Raw genomic sequence first — 17,974 nt, forward strand, 5'->3', positions numbered from 1 at the left:
GCAACAATGGTTTTCCATGACCACCGCAAAAAAGCTGGCGTTTGATCGGCGTGGATGGTAAGTGGTTGTTAAAAAAGAGATTTGCCTCCGGTTGAGAGGTGAACCTGGTGAGAAAGTGTCTATGAAAACAGGTCTGTACCATCCCGAAGAATTCAAGGACAACTGTGGTTTCGGCCTGATCGCCCATATGACGGGGCAGCCGAGTCACCACCTTCTGCAAACCGCCATGCAGGCGCTGACCTGCATGACCCACCGCGGCGGTATCAACGCCGACGGCAAGACCGGCGACGGTTGCGGTCTGCTCATGCAGAAGCCCGATCAATTCCTGCGTGCCGTGGCCCGGGAACACTTCGCCGTCGAGCTGCCCAGGCAGTACGCCGTCGGCATGGTGTTCTTCAACCAGGACCCGGTAAAAGCCGAAGCCGCCCGCCAGAACATGGACCGCGAGATCGTCAATGCCGGTCTCAAGCTGGTCGGCTGGCGCAAAGTGCCGATCGACACCCGCGTGTTGGGCCGCCTGGCCCTGGAGCGCCTGCCGCAAATCGAGCAGGTGTTCATCGGCGGTGAAGGCCTGAGCGACCAGGAATTCGCCATCAAGCTGTTCAGTGCTCGTCGCCGTTCGTCCGTGGCCAACGCCCATGACGCCGACCACTACATCTGCAGCTTCTCGCACAAGACCATCATCTACAAAGGCCTGATGATGCCGCGCGATCTCGCGGCGTTCTATCCGGACCTGGGTGACGAGCGCCTGCAGACCGCGATCTGCGTGTTCCACCAGCGCTTCTCCACCAACACCCTGCCGAAGTGGCCGCTGGCTCAGCCCTTCCGCTTCCTCGCCCACAACGGCGAAATCAACACCATCACCGGCAACCGCAACTGGGCCATGGCCCGCCGCACCAAGTTCGCCAACGACCTGATCCCCGACCTCGAAGAGCTCGGCCCGCTGGTCAACCGTGTCGGTTCCGACTCCTCGAGCATGGACAACATGCTGGAACTGATGGTCACCGGCGGCATCGACCTGTTCCGCGGCGTGCGCATGCTGGTACCGCCGGCCTGGCAGAACGTCGAAACCATGGACGCCGACTTGCGCGCCTTCTACGAATACAACTCCATGCACATGGAACCGTGGGATGGCCCAGCCGGCATCGTCATGACCGAAGGCCGCCACGCGGTGTGCCTGCTCGACCGCAATGGCCTGCGCCCGGCGCGCTGGGTGACCACCACCAACGGCTACATCACCATCGCCTCGGAAATCGGCGTATGGGGCTACCAGCCTGAGGACGTCCTGGCCAAGGGCCGTGTCGGCCCAGGCCAGATCCTTGCCGTGGACACCGAGACCGGCCAGATCCTCGACACCGACGCCATCGACAACCGCCTGAAGTCGCGCCACCCGTACAAGCGCTGGCTGCGTCAGCACGCCACGCGCATCCAGGCGACGCTGACCGACGACCAGGGCGTGGCCAGCTATGACGCCGACCAGCTCAAGCAGTACATGAAGATGTTCCAGGTCACCTTCGAGGAGCGTGACCAGGTGCTGCGCCCGTTGGGCGAGCAGGGCCAGGAAGCGGTCGGCTCGATGGGCGACGACACGCCGATGGCCGTGCTGTCGCAGCGCGTGCGCTCGCCGTACGACTTCTTCCGCCAGCAGTTCGCCCAGGTGACCAACCCGCCGATCGACCCGCTGCGCGAAGCGATCGTGATGTCCCTGGAGATCTGCCTGGGCGCCGAGCGCAATATCTTCCAGGAATCCCCCGAGCACGCCTCGCGGGTGATCCTCAGCTCGCCGGTCATCTCGCCCGCCAAGTGGCGTTCGCTGATGAACCTGGAGCGCGAAGGCTTCGATCGCCAGCTGATCGACCTCAACTACGACGAAAGCGTCGGCCTCGAAGCGGCCATCCGCAACATCGCCGATCAAGCCGAAGAAGCCGTGCGCGGCGGCAAGACCCAGCTGGTGCTGAGCGACCGCTACATCGCCCCGGGCAAGCTGCCGGTGCACGCCTCGCTGGCCGTCGGCGCGGTGCATCACCGTTTGACCGAGCAGGGCCTGCGTTGCGACAGCAACATCCTGGTCGAGACCGCCACTGCCCGCGACCCGCACCACTTTGCCGTGCTGCTGGGCTTCGGTGCCTCGGCCGTCTACCCATACCTGGCCTATGAAGTGCTGGCCGATCTGATTCGCACCGGCGAAGTGCTGGGCGACCTGGACGAAGTCTTCAAGTACTACCGCAAAGGCATCTCCAAAGGCCTGCTGAAGATCCTGTCGAAGATGGGCATCTCCACCATCACCTCGTACCGTGGCGCGCAGCTGTTCGAAGCGATCGGCCTGTCCGAGGAAGTGGTTGGCCTGAGCTTCAAGGGCGTGTCCAGCCGCATCAAGGGCGCGCGCTTCGAAGACCTCGAAAGCGACCAGAAGCTGCTGGCAGCCGAAGCCTGGAGCGCGCGCAAGCCGATCCAGCAAGGCGGCCTGCTGAAGTTCGTCCACGGTGGTGAATACCACGCCTACAACCCGGATGTGGTCAACACCCTGCAGGCTGCCGTGCAGCAGGGCGACTACAACAAGTTCAAGGAATACACCACGCTGGTCGACCAGCGCCCGGTGTCGATGATCCGCGACCTGTTGAAGGTGAAAGTGGCCGACCAGCCGCTGGCACTCGATCAGATCGAACCGCTGGAGGCCATCCTCAAGCGCTTCGACTCCGCCGGCATCTCGCTGGGTGCGTTGTCGCCGGAAGCCCACGAAGCGCTGGCCGAGGCGATGAACCGTCTGGGAGCGCGCTCCAACTCCGGCGAGGGCGGCGAAGACCCGGCCCGCTACGGCACCATCAAGAGCTCGAAGATCAAGCAGGTGGCCACCGGCCGCTTTGGCGTGACCCCGGAGTATCTCGTCAACGCCGAAGTGCTGCAGATCAAGGTTGCCCAGGGCGCCAAGCCCGGCGAGGGCGGCCAGCTGCCGGGCGGCAAGGTCAACGGCCTGATCGCCAAGCTGCGCTATGCGGTACCGGGCGTGACCCTGATCTCGCCGCCACCGCACCACGACATCTACTCGATCGAAGACCTGGCCCAGCTGATCTACGACCTCAAGCAGGTCAACCCGCAGGCCCTGGTGTCGGTCAAGCTGGTGGCTGAAGCTGGCGTGGGCACCATCGCCGCCGGTGTGGCCAAGGCCTACGCCGACCTGATCACCATCTCGGGTTACGACGGTGGTACCGGCGCGTCGCCGCTGACTTCGATCAAATACGCCGGTGCCCCGTGGGAACTGGGCCTGGCCGAAACCCACCAGACCCTGCGCGGCAACGACCTGCGCGGCAAGGTCCGGGTACAGACCGACGGCGGCCTGAAGACCGGCCTGGACGTGATCAAGGCGGCGATCCTCGGTGCCGAGAGCTTCGGCTTCGGCACCGCGCCGATGATCGCCCTGGGCTGCAAGTACCTGCGTATCTGCCACCTGAACAACTGCGCCACCGGCGTGGCCACCCAGAACGACAAGCTGCGCAAGGACCACTACATCGGCACCGTCGACATGGTGATCAACTTCTTCACCTTCGTCGCCGAGGAGACCCGCGAGTGGCTGGCCAAGCTGGGCGTGCGCAGCCTGGGCGAGCTGATCGGCCGCACCGACCTGCTCGACGTGCTGCCGGGCGACACCGAGCGTCAGCAGTACCTCGACCTGTCGCCGCTGCTGGGGAGTTCGCACATCCCGGCAGACAAGCCACAGTTCTGTGAAGTCGACAAGAACCCGCCGTTCGACAAGGGCGAGCTGGCCGAGAAGATGGTCGAGATGGCCTTGCCGGCGATCCGCGACCAGGCCGGTGGCGAGTTTGCGCTCGACATCTGCAACTGCGACCGTTCCATCGGTGCGCGCATCTCCGGCGAAATCGCCAAGCTGCACGGCAACCAAGGCATGGCCGCGGCGCCGATCACCTTCCGCTTCAAGGGCACCGCGGGCCAGAGCTTCGGCGTGTGGAACGCCGGTGGCCTGAACCTGCACCTGGAAGGCGACGCCAACGACTACGTCGGCAAGGGCATGACCGGTGGCAAGGTCACCATCGTGCCGCCCGCCGGCAGCCCGTTCGAAACCCAGCACAGCGCCATTGTCGGCAACACCTGCCTGTACGGCGCCACCGGCGGCAAGCTGTTCGCTGCTGGCACCGCGGGCGAGCGCTTCGCTGTGCGTAACTCCGGCGCCCACGCTGTGGTCGAGGGCACCGGCGATCACTGCTGTGAATACATGACCGGCGGCTTTGTCTGCGTATTGGGCAAGACCGGTTACAACTTCGGTTCCGGCATGACGGGCGGTTTCGCCTACGTGCTCGACATGGACAACACCTTCGTCGACAAACTCAACCACGAGCTGGTGGAAATCCAGCGTATCAGTGGCGAGGCGATGGAGGCCTACCGCAGCCATCTGGCGCGGGTCCTGGGCGAGTACGTGGACGAGACCGGCAGCGAGTGGGGGCGTGAGCTCTCCGAGAACCTGGACGACTACGTGCGGCGCTTCTGGCTGGTCAAGCCGAAGGCGGCCAACCTCAAGCACCTGCTGTCCAGCACCCGTGCCAACCCGCAGTAACAACAGCTGCAAGTGGCGGGCCCCGTGCGCGGGGCTTGCCTGGCTCAAGTGATCGTCTTGCAGCTTGCGGCTGACGCCGGCAACTGCGGTAAAGAGGTTTTGAAAAATGGCTGAACGTCTGAACAACGACTTCCAGTTCATCGAAGTGGGCCGCAAGGACCCGAAGAAAAAGCTGCTGCGCCAGCGCAAGAAAGAGTTCGTCGAGATCTACGAGCCCTTCAAGCCGCAGCAGTCGGTCGAGCAGGCACACCGTTGCCTGGGCTGCGGCAACCCGTACTGCGAGTGGAAGTGCCCGGTGCACAACTTCATCCCCAACTGGCTGAAGCTGGTCTCCGAAGGCAACATCCTGGCCGCGGCGGAGCTGTCGCACCAGACCAACACCCTGCCGGAAGTGTGCGGCCGCGTGTGCCCGCAGGACCGCCTGTGCGAGGGGGCCTGCACGCTGAATGACGGCTTCGGCGCGGTGACCATCGGCTCGGTGGAGAAGTACATCACCGACACCGCCTTCGCCATGGGCTGGCGCCCGGACATGTCCAAGGTCAAGCCCACCGGCAAGCGCGTCGCCATCATCGGCGCCGGCCCGGCGGGCCTTGGCTGCGCCGACGTGCTGGTGCGTGCTGGCGTGACGCCGGTGGTGTTCGACAAGAACCCGGAGATCGGTGGACTGCTGACCTTCGGTATTCCCGAGTTCAAGCTGGAAAAGACCGTGCTGAGCAATCGCCGCGAAGTCTTCACCGGCATGGGCATTGAGTTCCGCCTGAACACCGAGGTGGGCAAGGACATCACCATGGAGCAGCTGCTCGCCGAGTACGACGCGGTGTTCATGGGCATGGGCACCTACACCTACATGAAGGGCGGCTTCCCTGGTGAAGACCTGCCGGGCGTGCATGACGCGCTGGACTTCCTGATCGCCAACGTCAACCGCAACCTGGGCTTTGAAAAGTCGCCGGAAGACTTCGTCGACATGCAGGGCAAGAAGGTCGTGGTGCTGGGCGGTGGTGACACCGCGATGGACTGCAACCGCACCTCGATCCGCCAGGGTGCCAAGTCGGTGACCTGTGCCTATCGCCGTGACGAAGCCAACATGCCGGGTTCGCGCAAAGAGGTGAAGAACGCCAAGGAAGAGGGCGTGAAGTTCCTCTATAACCGCCAGCCCATCGCCATCGTCGGCGAGGACAAGGTCGAAGGCGTGAAGGTGGTCGAGACCCGTCTCGGCGAGCCGGATGCCCGTGGCCGCCGCAGCCCCGAGCCGATCCCGGGCTCCGAGGAGATCCTGCCGGCCGATGCCGTGGTGATCGCCTTCGGCTTCCGCCCGAGCCCGGCACCGTGGTTCGAGCAGTTCGATATCCGCACCGACAGCCAGGGCCGCGTGGTGGCGCCGGAGAAGGGCAGGTTCAAGCACCAGACCAGCAACCCGAAAGTGTTTGCCGGTGGCGACATGGTGCGGGGCTCGGACCTGGTGGTGACGGCCATCTTTGAGGGCCGTACTGCTGCCGAAGGGATCCTGGACTACCTCGAAGTCTGATCGATCTTTGCGGCCCTTTCGCGGCACAAGGCCGCTCCTACAGGAGAACGCGTTCCTCTGTAGGAGCGGCCTTGTGCCGCGAAAGGGCTGCGGAGCAGCCCCAGGTTCCATTTTTGTATACAAAAACGTTTGATCCACGGCACCCGATAGACAAAACGCATGGCCATGGCCGTGCCTTTTGCGTCTGCGTCTGAGAAAATGCCCGCACTTTTTTTCCGGATGCCGACATGACTGCCCTGAAGAACGATCGTTTCCTGCGTGCACTGCTCAAGCAACCCGTAGACGTCACCCCGGTCTGGATGATGCGCCAGGCCGGCCGCTACCTCCCGGAGTACCGCGCCAGCCGTGCCAAGGCCGGCGACTTCATGAGCCTGTGCATGAACCCGCAGTTCGCCTGTGAGGTGACACTGCAGCCGCTGGACCGCTACCCGCTGGATGCGGCGATCCTCTTCTCGGACATCCTCACCATCCCCGACGCCATGGGCCAGGGCCTGTACTTCGAAACCGGCGAAGGCCCGCGCTTCAAGAAGGTCATCAGCACCCTGGCCGACATCGAAGCCCTGCCGATCCCCGACCCGCAGAAGGACCTGGGCTACGTGATGGACGCGGTCAGCACCATCCGCCGCGAGCTCAACGGCCGCGTGCCGCTGATCGGTTTCTCCGGCAGCCCCTGGACCCTGGCCACCTACATGGTCGAGGGCGGCTCGTCGAAGGACTTCCGCAAGACCAAGGCCATGGCCTACGACAACCCAGAAGCCCTGCACCTGCTGCTGGACAAGCTGGCGCAGTCGGTCACCAGCTACCTCAACGGCCAGATCCTGGCCGGTGCCCAGGCGGTGCAGATCTTCGACACCTGGGGCGGCAACCTCTCGGCGGCGGCCTACCAGGAGTTCTCGTTGGCCTACATGCGCAAGATCGTCAGCGGCCTGATCCGCGAGCACGAAGGGCGCAAGGTGCCGGTCATTCTCTTCACCAAGAACGGTGGCTTGTGGCTGGAAAGCATCGCCGAGGCCGGCGCTGACGCGCTGGGCCTGGACTGGACCTGTGAGATCGGCGATGCCCGTCGCCGCGTGGGTGACAAGGTAGCGCTGCAAGGCAACATGGACCCGACCGTGCTGTACGCCAAGCCCGAAGCCATCCGCAAGGAAGTGGCGCGGATCCTGGCCAGTTACGGCAAGGGCAGCGGCCATGTGTTCAACCTGGGCCATGGCATCACCCCGGAGGTCGATCCGGAGCACGCGGGTGTGTTCATCAACGCGGTGCACGAACTGTCGGCGCAGTACCACCAGTAATCGACGCGCAACAAAAAAGCCCGGCCTAGTGCCGGGCTTTTTTGTTGCATTAAGTTTGAATTCAGCGATCGTCGGTAATCTGGTGCCATCGAAACGCAAACAGGACCCGATCACCATGAAAGCCCGTTACCTGCCCCTGATCCTCGCCCCACTGTTCAGCACTGCCGCCCTGGCCGCCGGCTACACCGGCCCTGGCGCCCAGGCGGTGACCAGCGTCGCCGCCGCCAAGGAGGCCGCCGATGACACCCCGGTGGTGCTGCAGGGCTTCGTGACCAAGAAGATCAACAACGACGACAAGTACGAATTCAAGGACAACACCGGCACCATCACCGTCGAGATCGACAACGAAGACCTGCCGCCAACGCCGTTCAACGAGAAGACCCGGGTCAAGCTGACCGGCGAGGTGGAGAAGCACCTGATGAGCCGTGAGGTGGATGTGGATATCGTCGAGATCATCAACTGATCAGCGATTGTTCGCCGGCAAGCCGGCTCCTACAGGATGGATGCACTCCCTGCAGGAGCCGGCTTGCCGGCGAAAAAGCTCACGCGGTCTTGGGCGCCAGCCTGCTCAGGTGCAGCGCCACCAGCAACGCCACCACCAGCAGGCTGCCGATGAACAGCCCGATGCCGTTCCATCCGGCCATGTGCCAGAACACCCCGCCCGCCGTCCCGGCGACACTCGACCCGGCGTAATAGCAGAACAGGTACAGCGACGACGCCTGCCCCTTGGCCTTCAATGCCCGGCGCCCGATCCAGCTGCTGGCCACGGAGTGTGCGCCAAAGAATCCGAAGGTGAACACCAGCATGCCGATGATGATCATCGCAAGCGGGCTTGCCAGGGTCATCAGCAAGCCACCCGCCATCACCAGGATACTGGCCCAGAACACCTTGCGCCGGCCCAGCTTGTCAGCCAGGGCGCCAACCTGAGCCGAACTGTAGATCCCCGACAGGTACACCACCGAGAGCAACCCGACCAGTGCCTGGTTCATGTGGTAGGGCCCGGCCAGCAGACGGTAGCCAATGTAGTTGAACAGGGTGACGAAGGCGCCCATCAGCAGGAAGGCCTCGAGGAACAACCAGGGCAACCCGGCATCCTTGAAGTGCATGGTGAAACCGTCCAGCAGACTGCGTGGGTTCAGCGCCTGGGGGCGGAAATTGCGTGACTCGGGCAGCACTTTCCAGAACACCAGGGCCGCCACCAGCGCCAGGCCACCGATGGTCAGCATCGCCGTGTGCCAGCTGACGAAGTCGATCAGCACTCCCGTGATCAACCGCCCGCTCATGCCGCCGATGGCGTTGCCGCCGATATACAGCCCCATGGCCAGGCCGATGTGCTGCGGGTGGATCTCCTCGCTCAGGTAGGTCATCGCCACCGCCGCCAGGCCGCTCAACGACAGGCCCACCAGGGCGCGGGTCGCCAGCACCAGCTCCCAGCTTGGCATCACCGCGCTGGCCAGGGTCGCCAGGGCCGCGCACAACAGTGCAAAGACCATCACCGGCTTGCGCCCGACACGGTCGGAAATCGGCCCGGTGATCAGCAGCCCGAAGGCCAGCATCGCGGTGGACACCGACAGCACCAGGCTGCTCTGCGCCGCATTGATGGAGAACTCCTGCGACAGCAGCGGCATCATCGGCTGCACGCAGTACAGCAGGGCGAAGGTGGCGAAGCCGCCGCTGAACAGGGCCAGCACGGTCTTCATGAAGGCGGGGGTGCCTTTCTCGATCCAGATGTCGCTGAAGGCAGGCTCGGGTTCGACAGGCAGGGGCGCTACGGCGGATCTCACGGGCGGGTACCTCAGGTGTTGCGGTGAAAAAATCATATAGCTGGCTAATGATTAGATCCAATATATTGTTCGACCTGTTTGATATGTCTGGCGACCTATTGGAGTCGATCATGGAACTGCGTCACCTGCGCTATTTCATCGCCGTGGCCGAAGAGCTGCATTTCGGCCGCGCGGCCCAGCAACTGGGGATCTCACAACCGCCCTTGAGCCAGCAGATCCAGGCCCTGGAGCAGGAACTGGGGGCGCGCCTGTTCGAGCGCACCAACCGTCGGGTCGAGCTCAGCGAGGCGGGGCGGCTGTTCCTGGAGGAAGCGCGGCAGGTGCTCGCCCAGGTGGAGAAGGCCGCCGACGTGGCCCGGCGTGCGCAACTGGGCGAACTGGGCGAGATGAAGATCGGCTTCACCTCCTCGGCACCGTTCACCTCGAAGATCCCCAAGGCATTGAATGCTTTTCGCCAGCGCTTCCCGGCGGTGCACCTGAACCTCAAGGAAATGAGCAGCCGGGACGTGGCCGAAGGGGTGTTCGACGAGTCGATCGAGGTGGGCCTGATGCGGCCGATGCCGTTGCCCGAGGGCCTGGTGGCCACCGAGTTGCTGCGCGAGCCGCTGGTGGCGGTGATCAACGCCTCGCATCCGTTGGCCCAGAGCGCTGGGCCGGGGGTGTACATGGCGGACCTGGCTCAAGAGCCGTTCGTGTTCTTCCCACGCAGCTACGGCAGCGGGCTGCATGCGCAACTGCTGAGCCTGGCGCGTCAGGCGGGTTTCAGCCCGCATTTCGCCCAGGAGGCGGGGGAGGCGATGACCATCATCGGCCTGGTGTCGGCGGGGTTGGGGGTGTCGGTGTTGCCGGCGTCGTTCCAGCGCATGCGCATCGACGGGGTGGTGTACCGCACGCTGCTGGACGAAGAGGCGGTGACGGCGGTGTGGCTGGTGCAGCGTGAACGGGGTGGTTCGGCAATGGCCAAGGCCTTTGCCGAACTGCTCACCGGCAAGTTGTGCGGCTGACCAGCCCCCACCTGTAGGAGCCGGCCTTGCCGGCGAACACTGGCAAAGCCAGTGCCATTCACCGACTGGCCCATTCGCCGGCAAAGCCGGCTTCTACAGGGGCATGCGCCTCGGGCTTTGAGGCGCATGGATCAGTCCTTGATCAATTGAGGGCGTTGCTCTGCTGTTGCAGCAGGCTCTGCGTGTGCGCGGCGTTCAGTTCGCGCACGATGCTGCGGTCCAGGTTGTAGACCCAGCGGTTGTAGTTGCGGTGGATCTTGCCGTCGTTGTAACCCAGCTCGCGGCTGTCGCGGTAGGCGATGCGGAACTGGCTGGGGCTGTAGTGGATATCCACGGCGGCGAAGAAGGTGTTGCGCACGGTGATGTCGGCCTGGATCAGGTTGGGGCCGACGTTGCGTGCGGTCCAGCCACGCTCGGCGATGGCCTTGAGGATCGCCTGCTGCACTTGCGGCTGGCTGTAGGCATGGCTGGCGGTCAACTGCTCGGTGGGGTTCAACACCGGTTTCGAGGTGCAGCCGGCCAGGCCGGCCAGCGCCAGGCCCAAGGCCACGGCGCGGATGGATGGGGACATTCCTTGCTCTCCGTTAGGGGGATCTCAGGGCCAGCGACGGAAGATCAACGAGGTGTTGACCCCGCCGAAGGCGAAGTTGTTGTTCATCACATGTTCGTGGTTCATCGCACGGAACTCGCCGCGCAGGTAATCCAGCTCGCCGCAGCGCGGGTCGACGTGGTCGAGGTTGAGGGTGGGCACGTAGCGGTCGCTGTTCAGCATCTCGATGCTGAACCACGACTCCAGCGCGCCACAGGCACCCAGGGTGTGGCCGAGGAAGCTCTTCTGCGAGCTGATCGGCATGCGCGGGCCGAACAGGCTGCTGGTGGCCTGGGTCTCGGCGATGTCGCCCTGTTCGGTGGCGGTGCCGTGGCCGTTGACGTAGCCGATCGCCTCGGGGGCCAGACCCGCGTCTTCCAGGGCCAGCTCCATGGCCCGGCGCATGGTGGTCTGCTCCGGGCGGGTGGTGTGCTGGCCATCGGCGTTGCTGCCGAAACCGACGATCTCGGCATGGATCCGCGCACCGCGGGCCAGGGCGTGCTCCAGTTCCTCGAGCACCAGCATGCCGCCGCCTTCGCCGATCACCAGGCCATCGCGGTCGATGTCGTAGGGGCGCGGGCTCAGGTGCGGGGTGTCGTTCTTCAGGCTGGTGGCGTACAGCGCATCGAACACCATGGCCTCGGTGGGGCACAGCTCTTCGGCGCCACCGGCGAGCATCATTGGCAGGCGGCCGAACTTGATCGCCTCGTAGGCGTAGCCGATGCCCTGGCTGCCGCTGGTGCAGGCGCTGGAGGTGGGGATCAGGCGCCCGGTGAGGCCGAAGAAGATGCTGATGTTGGCCGCCGTGGTGTGGGGCATCATGCGCACGTAGGAGTTGGCGTTCAGGCCGTCGGCCACCGAGTTGAGCAGCATGTTGCCGAAGGCCTTGATCTCGTCGGTGCTGCCGGTGGACGAGCCGCAGGCCACGCCCATGCGGCCGTCGCGGATGCTCGGGTCATCGAGCAGGCCGGCGTCGGCCAGGGCGCGCTCGGCGGCGGCGACCGCCAGGCGCGACACCCGGCCCATGCTGCGCAGCTGCTTGCGGGTCCAGTGGCCGGGCACCTGGAAGTCATCGATGGGGCCGGCCAGGCGGGTGTTGAGCTCCTCGAAGCGGTCCCACTCGTCCATGCGGCGGATGCCGCTGCGGCGTTGGGCGAAATGCCCGGCGATGGTGGCCCAGTCATTGCCCAGGGCGGTGAGGCCGGCCATGCCGGTGACGACGACGCGGCGCATCAGCACAGCCCTCCGTTGACCGCCAGCACCTGGCGGGTGATGTAGGCCGCCTCGGGCGACATGAGGAAATTCACCGCGCCGGCCACTTCTTCCGGCGTGCCCATGCGCCCGGCGGGGATCATCTTCAGCAGCTCGTCCACTGGCACGTGCTCGTCGAGCATGGCCGTGTCGATCAGCCCCGGGGCCACGCAGTTGACGGTGATGCGGCGCTTGCCCAGCTCGATCGCCAGGGCCTTGGCGGCGCCGATCAGGCCGGCCTTGGAGGCGCTGTAGTTGACCTGGCCGCGGTTGCCGATCAGCCCGGACACCGAGGTGACGCAGACGATGCGGCCCGGCGCGCGGCGGCGGATCATCGGCATCGTCAGTGGGTGCAGGACGTTGTAGAAGCCGTCCAGGTTGGTGCGCATGACCTGGTCCCAATCGTCCTCGGTCAGGGCCGGGAAGGCGCCGTCGCGGGTCAGGCCGGCATTGCACACCACGCCGTAGTAGGCGCCGTGGGTCTCCACATCGGCTTCCAGGACGGCCTTGCAGGCCGCGCGGTCGGCGACATCGAACTGCAGCACCCGTGCCTGGCGGCCCAGGGCCTGGACCTCGGCGGCGACGGCGTCGGCCTCGGCGCGGCCGCTGCGGCAGTGCAGGACCAGGTCGAAACCGGCGCGCGCCAGGCGCAGGGCGATGGCCCGGCCGATGCCACGGCTGGAGCCGGTGACCAGGATGGTGTCAGTCATGGGGGGACTCCTCAGGGCCCGCCTCGGCCAGGTAGCTGGCCACTTGCGGCGGACGGTAGACATTCAGGCGGGCGCTGGCGTGGATGCCGGGGCCGCGCAGGTGGCATTCGAACACGCCCATGCCGTTGTCGTCTTCCAGCGAGCGCAGCGCGTGGATGTGCAACTCGGCGCCGGCCGGGAACTGCTCGACGTCGCATTCGAACTTGCGGGTGCCGAGCAGGAAGCCCAGCTCCACGGGCTGGCCGAGGCGGCGTGCGCGGCAGCCGGCGTAGGCGGCCACGCTCTGGGCCATCAGCTCAAGGCCCAGCCACGCCGGCAGGCTGCCGTCGGCGCGGTTGAACAGGCCGCCGGGACGCACGGTGGCACGGGTGTGGATCTGCTCCTCGTCGCAGCTGTCGACCTGATCGATCAGGATCATGTCGCCGGCGTGGGGCAGCAGTTCGGCCAAAGGCCAGGCAATCATGGGGTGTCTCCGAGAATCAGGCTCACGTTGTTGCCGCCGAAGGCGAACGAATTGCTCATCAGTTGGCGCGGGCGGCCCTGGGGCAGGCGATGGCTGCTGTCGGCCAGGGCCAGGTTCGCCAGTTGCGGGTCGCGCTGGCCGTCCCACACATGCGGGGGCAGCCGGCCGTCCGGGTTGTGCTCGCTCAGGGCCAGCCAGCAGAAGGCCGCTTCCAGCGCACCGGCCGCACCCAGGGTGTGGCCGGTCATGGGCTTGCTCGACGAGCAGGGCGTGCCGGCGCCGAACAGGGCATGCACGGCCAGGCTTTCCATGGCGTCGTTGTGCTGGGTGGCGGTGCCGTGCAGGTTCAGGTAGTCGATCTGCGCCGCGGCCAGGCCGGCATTGTCCAGGGCCTTGGCCATGGCTTGCAAGGCACCTTTGCCGGTGGGGTCCGGTGCCGAAATGTGGTGAGCATCGGAGCTGGCGCCGGCTCCGAGCAAGGCAATGGCATGGCCTTGCGCCGGGCGCGTGCGGGTCATGACGAACAGCGCCGCGCCTTCGCCGATATTGATGCCGTCGCGGTTCACCGAGAACGGGTTGCAGCGTTGTTCGCTGACCGCGTCCAGGGCACTGAAACCGTTGAGGGTCAGCCCGCACAGGCTGTCGACGCCACCGCACAGCACCGCGTCGCACAGGCCCAGGTCGAGCAGGCGGCGCGCGCTCAGCAGCGCCCGGCCGCTGGAGGTGCAGGCGGTGGAGATCACGTAGGCCGGGCCGCTCAGTTGCAGCCAGTCGGCGAGGAATTCGGCGGGGGCGCTCAGCGCTTGCTGGTCGTAATGGTAGCTGTCGGGCAGCGCCCCTTCGCGCAGGTAATGGGCGATGCCGGCGCTGGCTTCGGCGATGCCCGAGGTGCTGGTGCCCAGCACCACGCCGACCCGCTGCGCGCCGAATTCGGCGATCGCCTGGCGGATCACGGGCTCGATCTGCAAGGCCGCGCAGTAGAGCAGCTGGTTGTTGCGGCTGTGCTGTTCGGGCAGCGGCACGGCGGGCAGCTCGCCGCTCACCGCGCCCACGGGGGGGCGGCGGTCCGGCACCCAGCCGTCCTGGGGCTGCATGCCGGAGCAGTCAGCGGCGAACAGGCGCGCGGCCACCTGGGCCTGGCCGCGACCGAGGGCGCAGACCAGGCCCAGGGCGTTGAGGTAGGCAGTCATGGTGTGCTCTCGCTGGGCAATGGGCTGACTTCATAGCGCAGGCCCTGGCCCAGGTTCAAGGTGAAGCGGTCGCTGGCCCGATAGCTGACCTGCCAGCGGTCGCCCAGCCAGCGTTGCTGGCCCTGCTGGCGAGCCTGTGGGTACAGGCGCTGCAGTTGCTCGGCGGGTGTCAGGGCGAACAGCACGGCGGCGAACAACTCGCGCGCAGCCGGGTTGGGTGGCAGCAGGCCGTCGGCCTGCCAGCGTGTACCATCGAGCAACTGGCGGGCCTGGGGGATGCCCAGCAGGTCGAGCAGTGACCAGCGCAGGCGGTGGTCTTCGCCCTGGATTACCAGCAGCCAGTCCTGGCGTTGGCCGTCCTGCTCGCGCTGCACATGCAGCTGGCGCGGCAGCGCCAGCGAGGGCAGCGTCTCAGGCAGCGGCGGTCGTGCGGCGCAGGCGCCGAGCAACAGGCACAGGCACAGCGCCAGCAGGTGTTTCATGGTTGCTCCAGTGGCTTGCGCGCCACCACATTGACCAGGGTTTCCTCGCGCTGGCCAACCGGTGGCGGCTTGCGCAGGCCCAGGCGTTCGAGCAGGCCGAAGTCCTTCGAGCGGCTCCACCATAGATAAGGGTAGGACACGTTGCGCGCGGCGAATTCGAAGCCTTGGTCGCGCAGCATCTGCAGGTAGCCTTCGGCGCTCTTCTGCACGTGCATGGGGTGGCGGAACAGCCAACGGATCACCCAGGTGTCGATGTAGGCCTCGGTGGATTCGGCGAACAGCAGGTAGCCGCCGGGCTTGAGCACCCGGTGGAACTCGGCCAGGGCCTTCTCCTGCTCCACCAGGTGGTGGAAGGTCTGGTGGCAGAACAGGATGTCGACGCTGGCGTCGGGGAACTGCAGTGCGGCGCAGTCGCTGCCGCGCAGTTCCACCTCGACACCCAGCCGTTGCGCCTCGGCGGCGCTCAGCGCCAGGCTGTGCGGGTCGGCGTCGGTACCCAGCAGGCGTGACGGCGCGAATGCCTGCACCAGGTGCTTGAACGACTTGCCTTGGCCGCAACCCGCATCGAGCAGCACCGGCGCCTGGGGCGGTTCGCCGTCGAACAGCTGGCGCAGGTCGTTGATCGCCACGCGCAGCACATGGTGTTGCCAGGTGTGGCTGCGCAGGAACCAGAAGCCGATACGGGTCTCTTCGACGTAGGTGTCGCTCAGGTAGGGTTGCTGGCTCATGCCGGCGTCCTCGCGCACAGCTCGGCGAGGGTGCGCAGGCGGCGCTTGGGCTCGGCGACGAACGGGTTGCGCAGGTCCCAGGCGTAGCCGGCCAGGATCGAGCTGATCATGGCGCGGATCTCCGGCGAGCTGCCGGGGTGATAGATCACGTCCTGGAAGCTGCCGTCGTACCAGCCTTCGACATAGGCGCGGAAGGTATCGACGCCGCGCTTGAGCGGCGTGGCGAACTCAGCCTGCCAGTCCACCGCTTCGCCCTCCAGCTGACGGTGCAGCAGGTTGGCGGCCATGCTCGCCGAGCGCATGGCGATGGTCACGCCCGAGGAGAACACCGGGTCGAGGAACTCGGCGGCATTGCCCAGCAGGGCGAAGCCCGGGCCGTGCAAGGTGCTGACGTTGGCCGAGTAGCCACCGATGGTGCGTGCGGGGGTGTCCCACACGGCATTGGCCAGCACCTTGGCCAGGCTCGGGGTCTGCGCCACGAAGTGCTTGAGGCAGGCGTCCAGGTCGACCGGCGCCTCGGCGAAGCGCTCGGCGGCGGCGACCACGCCAAGGGAGGTGCGGCCATTGCTGAACGGAATGGTCCAGAACCAGATGTCACGGTGTTCGGGGTGGGTGGTGATGAGGATCTTGTCGCGGTCGAAGCCGGGGTGGTCGATGCGGTCCTCGATATGGGTGAACACCGCCTGGCGCACCGGGAAGTTCGACGGTGCTTCCAGTTCCAGCAGGCGTGGCAGCACGCGGCCGTAGCCGCTGGCGTCGAGCACGAAGGCGCTTTCCACTTCGTATTCGTCACCCTCGGGGCGGCGCACCCGCACGCGCGGGCAGTCGCCGCCCATGTCGACGCTGACGATCTCGTGCTCGTAGCGGATCTCCACGCCCTGGGCTTGCGCCTGGTCGGCGAGCAATTGGTCGAACTGCGCGCGCTGCACCTGGAAGGTGCTCGGCTTGCCCTGGGAGAAGGTCAGGCCGAAGTCGAACGCGCTGTATTCCTCGCCCCAGGCGAAGGCGGCGCCGTTCTTGTGCTGGAAGCCCGCAGCCTCGACGGCCTCGAGCATCCCGGCCTCTTCGACGAAGTCCAGGCAGTGGGACAGCAGGCTCTCGCCGATGGAGAAGCGCGGGAAGCGCTGGCGCTCGATCACCAGCACATCATGGCCCTTGCGCTTGAGCAGGGCGGCGGCGATGGCGCCGGAAGGCCCGGCGCCGATCACCAGCACCTGGCGTTGTTGCAGTTCACAGTTCGGCATGAGGGCTCCTTGCCGTCGGGGCAGTATTCAGGGGAATCCGGTGCAGGCCGGCCAATGCCGGCATCAGGGTGGCGACCAGGCTCATCAGCATCAGGGCGAAGTACAGCGCCGGGCCGATCAGCCCTTGTTGCAGCAGCAGGTTGAGGAAGACGATTTCGCTCAGGCCACGGATGTTCAGCAGCAGGCTCTCGCGCCACTTGCTCGCGCCGGCGAACGACGGGGCGGCCCAGCACAGGCCCAGCCAGTTGCCCAGCAGCTTGCTGGCGATCGGCAGGGCCATCAGGGCGGCCAGTTGCAGCGCATCGAAGCCTTGCAGGGCGTGGTGCACATCGATCTGCACCACGCCGTAGGTGAGGATCAGCGGCACCGCCACGCCCTGCTGCAGGCGGCGGTTCCAGGTGCTCGACAGTGGCAGGCGCACCGGGACCTTGAGCCAGGCCAGGCAGGCCAGGTAGCCGATACCGAAGACCAGGGCATTGAGCCGGTAATGCTCGGCGACGAACAGCAGCGCCAGGAACAGCGCGCCATATACCTTCGGCGCCCGCAGGCCGGCGAAGTGCAGCGGCACGGGCAGGACCGCGGCCAGCAGCGGCCAGGCCAGGCTGCCCGGTTGCAGGCTGCCCTGGCCGAGGCCCAGCAGCAGCCAGCAGGCCAGGTCGATGAGGATCGCTGCCTGCAGCAGCCGACGGCTGGCCGCGGGAGGATAGTCAATGGCGCGCAGGTACAGGTACAGCACCGGGATCGCGGTGATGGCGAATACCAAGCCCAGGGCCAGCGCGGTGAGGCCGCCCTGGTCCAGCAGCCACAGCGCGCAGGCCAGGCCGCAGGCGAAGGGCACCAGGAAGCTGGGCAAGGCGAGTTTCAGCGCCTCGCGGTCGACGCGCAGCTCGGCGACGTCGGTGAGGATGTGCCCCAGCAGCAGGGCGAAGCTGCAGCCGTACAGGGCCTTGAGCCAGCCTGGCGCGACCAGCGCGGCGCCGTCTAGCTGCCAGTGCGGCTCGACCCACAGCAGCATCAGCAGCGGCAGCGCCAGGGTCGCCAGCAGCAGCTGGCTGACGATCGGGATCAGCCCCACGCGCTTGCCGAGCGCGCAGGCCAGCGCGAACAGCAGCAGGGCCAGGCCCCAGAACAACAACACGGTCATG

Annotated in this window: 15 protein-coding genes; 5 read left to right on the forward strand and 10 right to left on the reverse strand. The window is 66.3% G+C overall.

What is annotated here, in order from left to right; genetic code table 11:
* Positions 1–121 precede the first annotated feature (121 nt).
* From gltB to P5705_RS06690, 4 genes are all read left to right on the forward strand, one after another.
* Positions 122–4,567 carry a glutamate synthase large subunit gene (gene gltB, locus P5705_RS06675; RefSeq protein WP_277460095.1) on the forward strand — a complete coding sequence of 1,482 codons (4,446 nt, stop codon included), beginning with the start codon at positions 122–124 and terminating at the stop codon, positions 4,565–4,567.
* Between the two features lie 106 nt (positions 4,568–4,673).
* A complete protein-coding gene (locus P5705_RS06680; RefSeq protein ID WP_277460096.1) occupies positions 4,674–6,092 on the forward strand; it encodes an FAD-dependent oxidoreductase in 1,419 nt (472 codons plus the stop codon).
* Positions 6,093–6,319: 227 nt separating this feature from the next.
* A complete protein-coding gene (gene hemE, locus P5705_RS06685) occupies positions 6,320–7,384 on the forward strand; it encodes a uroporphyrinogen decarboxylase (RefSeq protein WP_277460097.1) in 1,065 nt (354 codons plus the stop codon).
* 115 nt (positions 7,385–7,499) lie between these two features.
* Positions 7,500–7,847: a NirD/YgiW/YdeI family stress tolerance protein gene (locus P5705_RS06690; protein WP_277460098.1), complete on the forward strand. Its 348-nt coding sequence runs from the start codon at positions 7,500–7,502 to the stop codon at positions 7,845–7,847.
* Between the two features lie 79 nt (positions 7,848–7,926).
* Here the strand turns inward: P5705_RS06690 and P5705_RS06695 are convergent, their stop codons facing one another.
* Positions 7,927–9,168 carry an MFS transporter gene (locus tag P5705_RS06695; RefSeq protein WP_277460099.1) on the reverse strand — a complete coding sequence of 414 codons (1,242 nt, stop codon included), beginning with the start codon at positions 9,166–9,168 and terminating at the stop codon, positions 7,927–7,929.
* Positions 9,169–9,278: 110 nt separating this feature from the next.
* Between P5705_RS06695 and P5705_RS06700 the strand changes: the two genes are divergently transcribed.
* The gene (locus P5705_RS06700) at positions 9,279–10,172 is read left to right on the forward strand and encodes a LysR family transcriptional regulator (protein WP_277460100.1); all 894 of its coding nucleotides are present in this window, start codon (positions 9,279–9,281) and stop codon (positions 10,170–10,172) included.
* 142 nt (positions 10,173–10,314) lie between these two features.
* Here P5705_RS06700 and P5705_RS06705 read toward each other — a convergent pair whose 3' ends face one another.
* Genes P5705_RS06705 through P5705_RS06745 form a run of 9 tightly spaced genes read right to left on the reverse strand, consistent with a single transcriptional unit; the run spans position 10,315 to position 17,973 of the window.
* On the reverse strand, positions 10,315–10,743 hold the full coding sequence (locus P5705_RS06705) for a hypothetical protein (RefSeq protein ID WP_277460101.1): 429 nt from the start codon (positions 10,741–10,743) through the stop codon (positions 10,315–10,317).
* Between the two features lie 24 nt (positions 10,744–10,767).
* Positions 10,768–11,994, reverse strand: a complete 1,227-nt coding sequence (locus P5705_RS06710) for a beta-ketoacyl-ACP synthase (RefSeq protein ID WP_277460102.1) — start codon at positions 11,992–11,994, stop codon at positions 10,768–10,770.
* Entirely contained in the window at positions 11,994–12,722 is a 729-nt protein-coding gene (gene fabG / locus P5705_RS06715; RefSeq protein WP_277460103.1) for a 3-oxoacyl-ACP reductase FabG, read from the reverse strand. The genes P5705_RS06710 and fabG overlap by 1 nt, the downstream gene beginning before the upstream one ends.
* A complete protein-coding gene (locus P5705_RS06720; protein WP_277460104.1) occupies positions 12,715–13,185 on the reverse strand; it encodes a hotdog family protein in 471 nt (156 codons plus the stop codon). Before P5705_RS06720 ends, fabG begins: the two co-directional genes overlap by 8 nt.
* Positions 13,182–14,375 carry a beta-ketoacyl-[acyl-carrier-protein] synthase family protein gene (locus P5705_RS06725; RefSeq protein ID WP_277460105.1) on the reverse strand — a complete coding sequence of 398 codons (1,194 nt, stop codon included), beginning with the start codon at positions 14,373–14,375 and terminating at the stop codon, positions 13,182–13,184. The genes P5705_RS06720 and P5705_RS06725 overlap by 4 nt, the downstream gene beginning before the upstream one ends.
* On the reverse strand, positions 14,372–14,857 hold the full coding sequence (locus tag P5705_RS06730) for a hypothetical protein (RefSeq protein WP_277460106.1): 486 nt from the start codon (positions 14,855–14,857) through the stop codon (positions 14,372–14,374). Before P5705_RS06730 ends, P5705_RS06725 begins: the two co-directional genes overlap by 4 nt.
* A complete protein-coding gene (locus P5705_RS06735) occupies positions 14,854–15,585 on the reverse strand; it encodes a class I SAM-dependent methyltransferase (protein ID WP_277460107.1) in 732 nt (243 codons plus the stop codon). The genes P5705_RS06730 and P5705_RS06735 overlap by 4 nt, the downstream gene beginning before the upstream one ends.
* Positions 15,582–16,829, reverse strand: a complete 1,248-nt coding sequence (locus P5705_RS06740; RefSeq protein WP_277460108.1) for an NAD(P)/FAD-dependent oxidoreductase — start codon at positions 16,827–16,829, stop codon at positions 15,582–15,584. The genes P5705_RS06735 and P5705_RS06740 overlap by 4 nt, the downstream gene beginning before the upstream one ends.
* A complete protein-coding gene (locus P5705_RS06745) occupies positions 16,816–17,973 on the reverse strand; it encodes a sodium:proton antiporter (protein ID WP_277460109.1) in 1,158 nt (385 codons plus the stop codon). The genes P5705_RS06740 and P5705_RS06745 overlap by 14 nt, the downstream gene beginning before the upstream one ends.
* Between the last annotated feature and the right edge of the window lies 1 nt (position 17,974).

The organism is Pseudomonas entomophila, assembly GCF_029478665.1.
Classification (GTDB): domain Bacteria; phylum Pseudomonadota; class Gammaproteobacteria; order Pseudomonadales; family Pseudomonadaceae; genus Aquipseudomonas; species Aquipseudomonas entomophila_F.

Bases quoted from the DNA above. Each gene is read 5' to 3' on its own strand.
- gltB (WP_277460095.1), top strand. From the start codon at position 122: ATGAAAACAGGTCTGTACCATCCCGAAGAATTCAAGGACAACTGTGGT.
- P5705_RS06680 (WP_277460096.1), top strand. From the start codon at position 4,674: ATGGCTGAACGTCTGAACAACGACTTCCAGTTCATCGAAGTGGGCCGC.
- hemE (WP_277460097.1), top strand. From the start codon at position 6,320: ATGACTGCCCTGAAGAACGATCGTTTCCTGCGTGCACTGCTCAAGCAA.
- P5705_RS06690 (WP_277460098.1), top strand. From the start codon at position 7,500: ATGAAAGCCCGTTACCTGCCCCTGATCCTCGCCCCACTGTTCAGCACT.
- P5705_RS06700 (WP_277460100.1), top strand. From the start codon at position 9,279: ATGGAACTGCGTCACCTGCGCTATTTCATCGCCGTGGCCGAAGAGCTG.
- P5705_RS06705 (WP_277460101.1), bottom strand. From the start codon at position 10,743: ATGTCCCCATCCATCCGCGCCGTGGCCTTGGGCCTGGCGCTGGCCGGC.
- P5705_RS06710 (WP_277460102.1), bottom strand. From the start codon at position 11,994: ATGCGCCGCGTCGTCGTCACCGGCATGGCCGGCCTCACCGCCCTGGGC.
- fabG (WP_277460103.1), bottom strand. From the start codon at position 12,722: ATGACTGACACCATCCTGGTCACCGGCTCCAGCCGTGGCATCGGCCGG.
- P5705_RS06720 (WP_277460104.1), bottom strand. From the start codon at position 13,185: ATGATTGCCTGGCCTTTGGCCGAACTGCTGCCCCACGCCGGCGACATG.
- P5705_RS06725 (WP_277460105.1), bottom strand. From the start codon at position 14,375: ATGACTGCCTACCTCAACGCCCTGGGCCTGGTCTGCGCCCTCGGTCGC.
- P5705_RS06730 (WP_277460106.1), bottom strand. From the start codon at position 14,857: ATGAAACACCTGCTGGCGCTGTGCCTGTGCCTGTTGCTCGGCGCCTGC.
- P5705_RS06735 (WP_277460107.1), bottom strand. From the start codon at position 15,585: ATGAGCCAGCAACCCTACCTGAGCGACACCTACGTCGAAGAGACCCGT.
- P5705_RS06740 (WP_277460108.1), bottom strand. From the start codon at position 16,829: ATGCCGAACTGTGAACTGCAACAACGCCAGGTGCTGGTGATCGGCGCC.
- P5705_RS06745 (WP_277460109.1), bottom strand. From the start codon at position 17,973: ATGACCGTGTTGTTGTTCTGGGGCCTGGCCCTGCTGCTGTTCGCGCTG.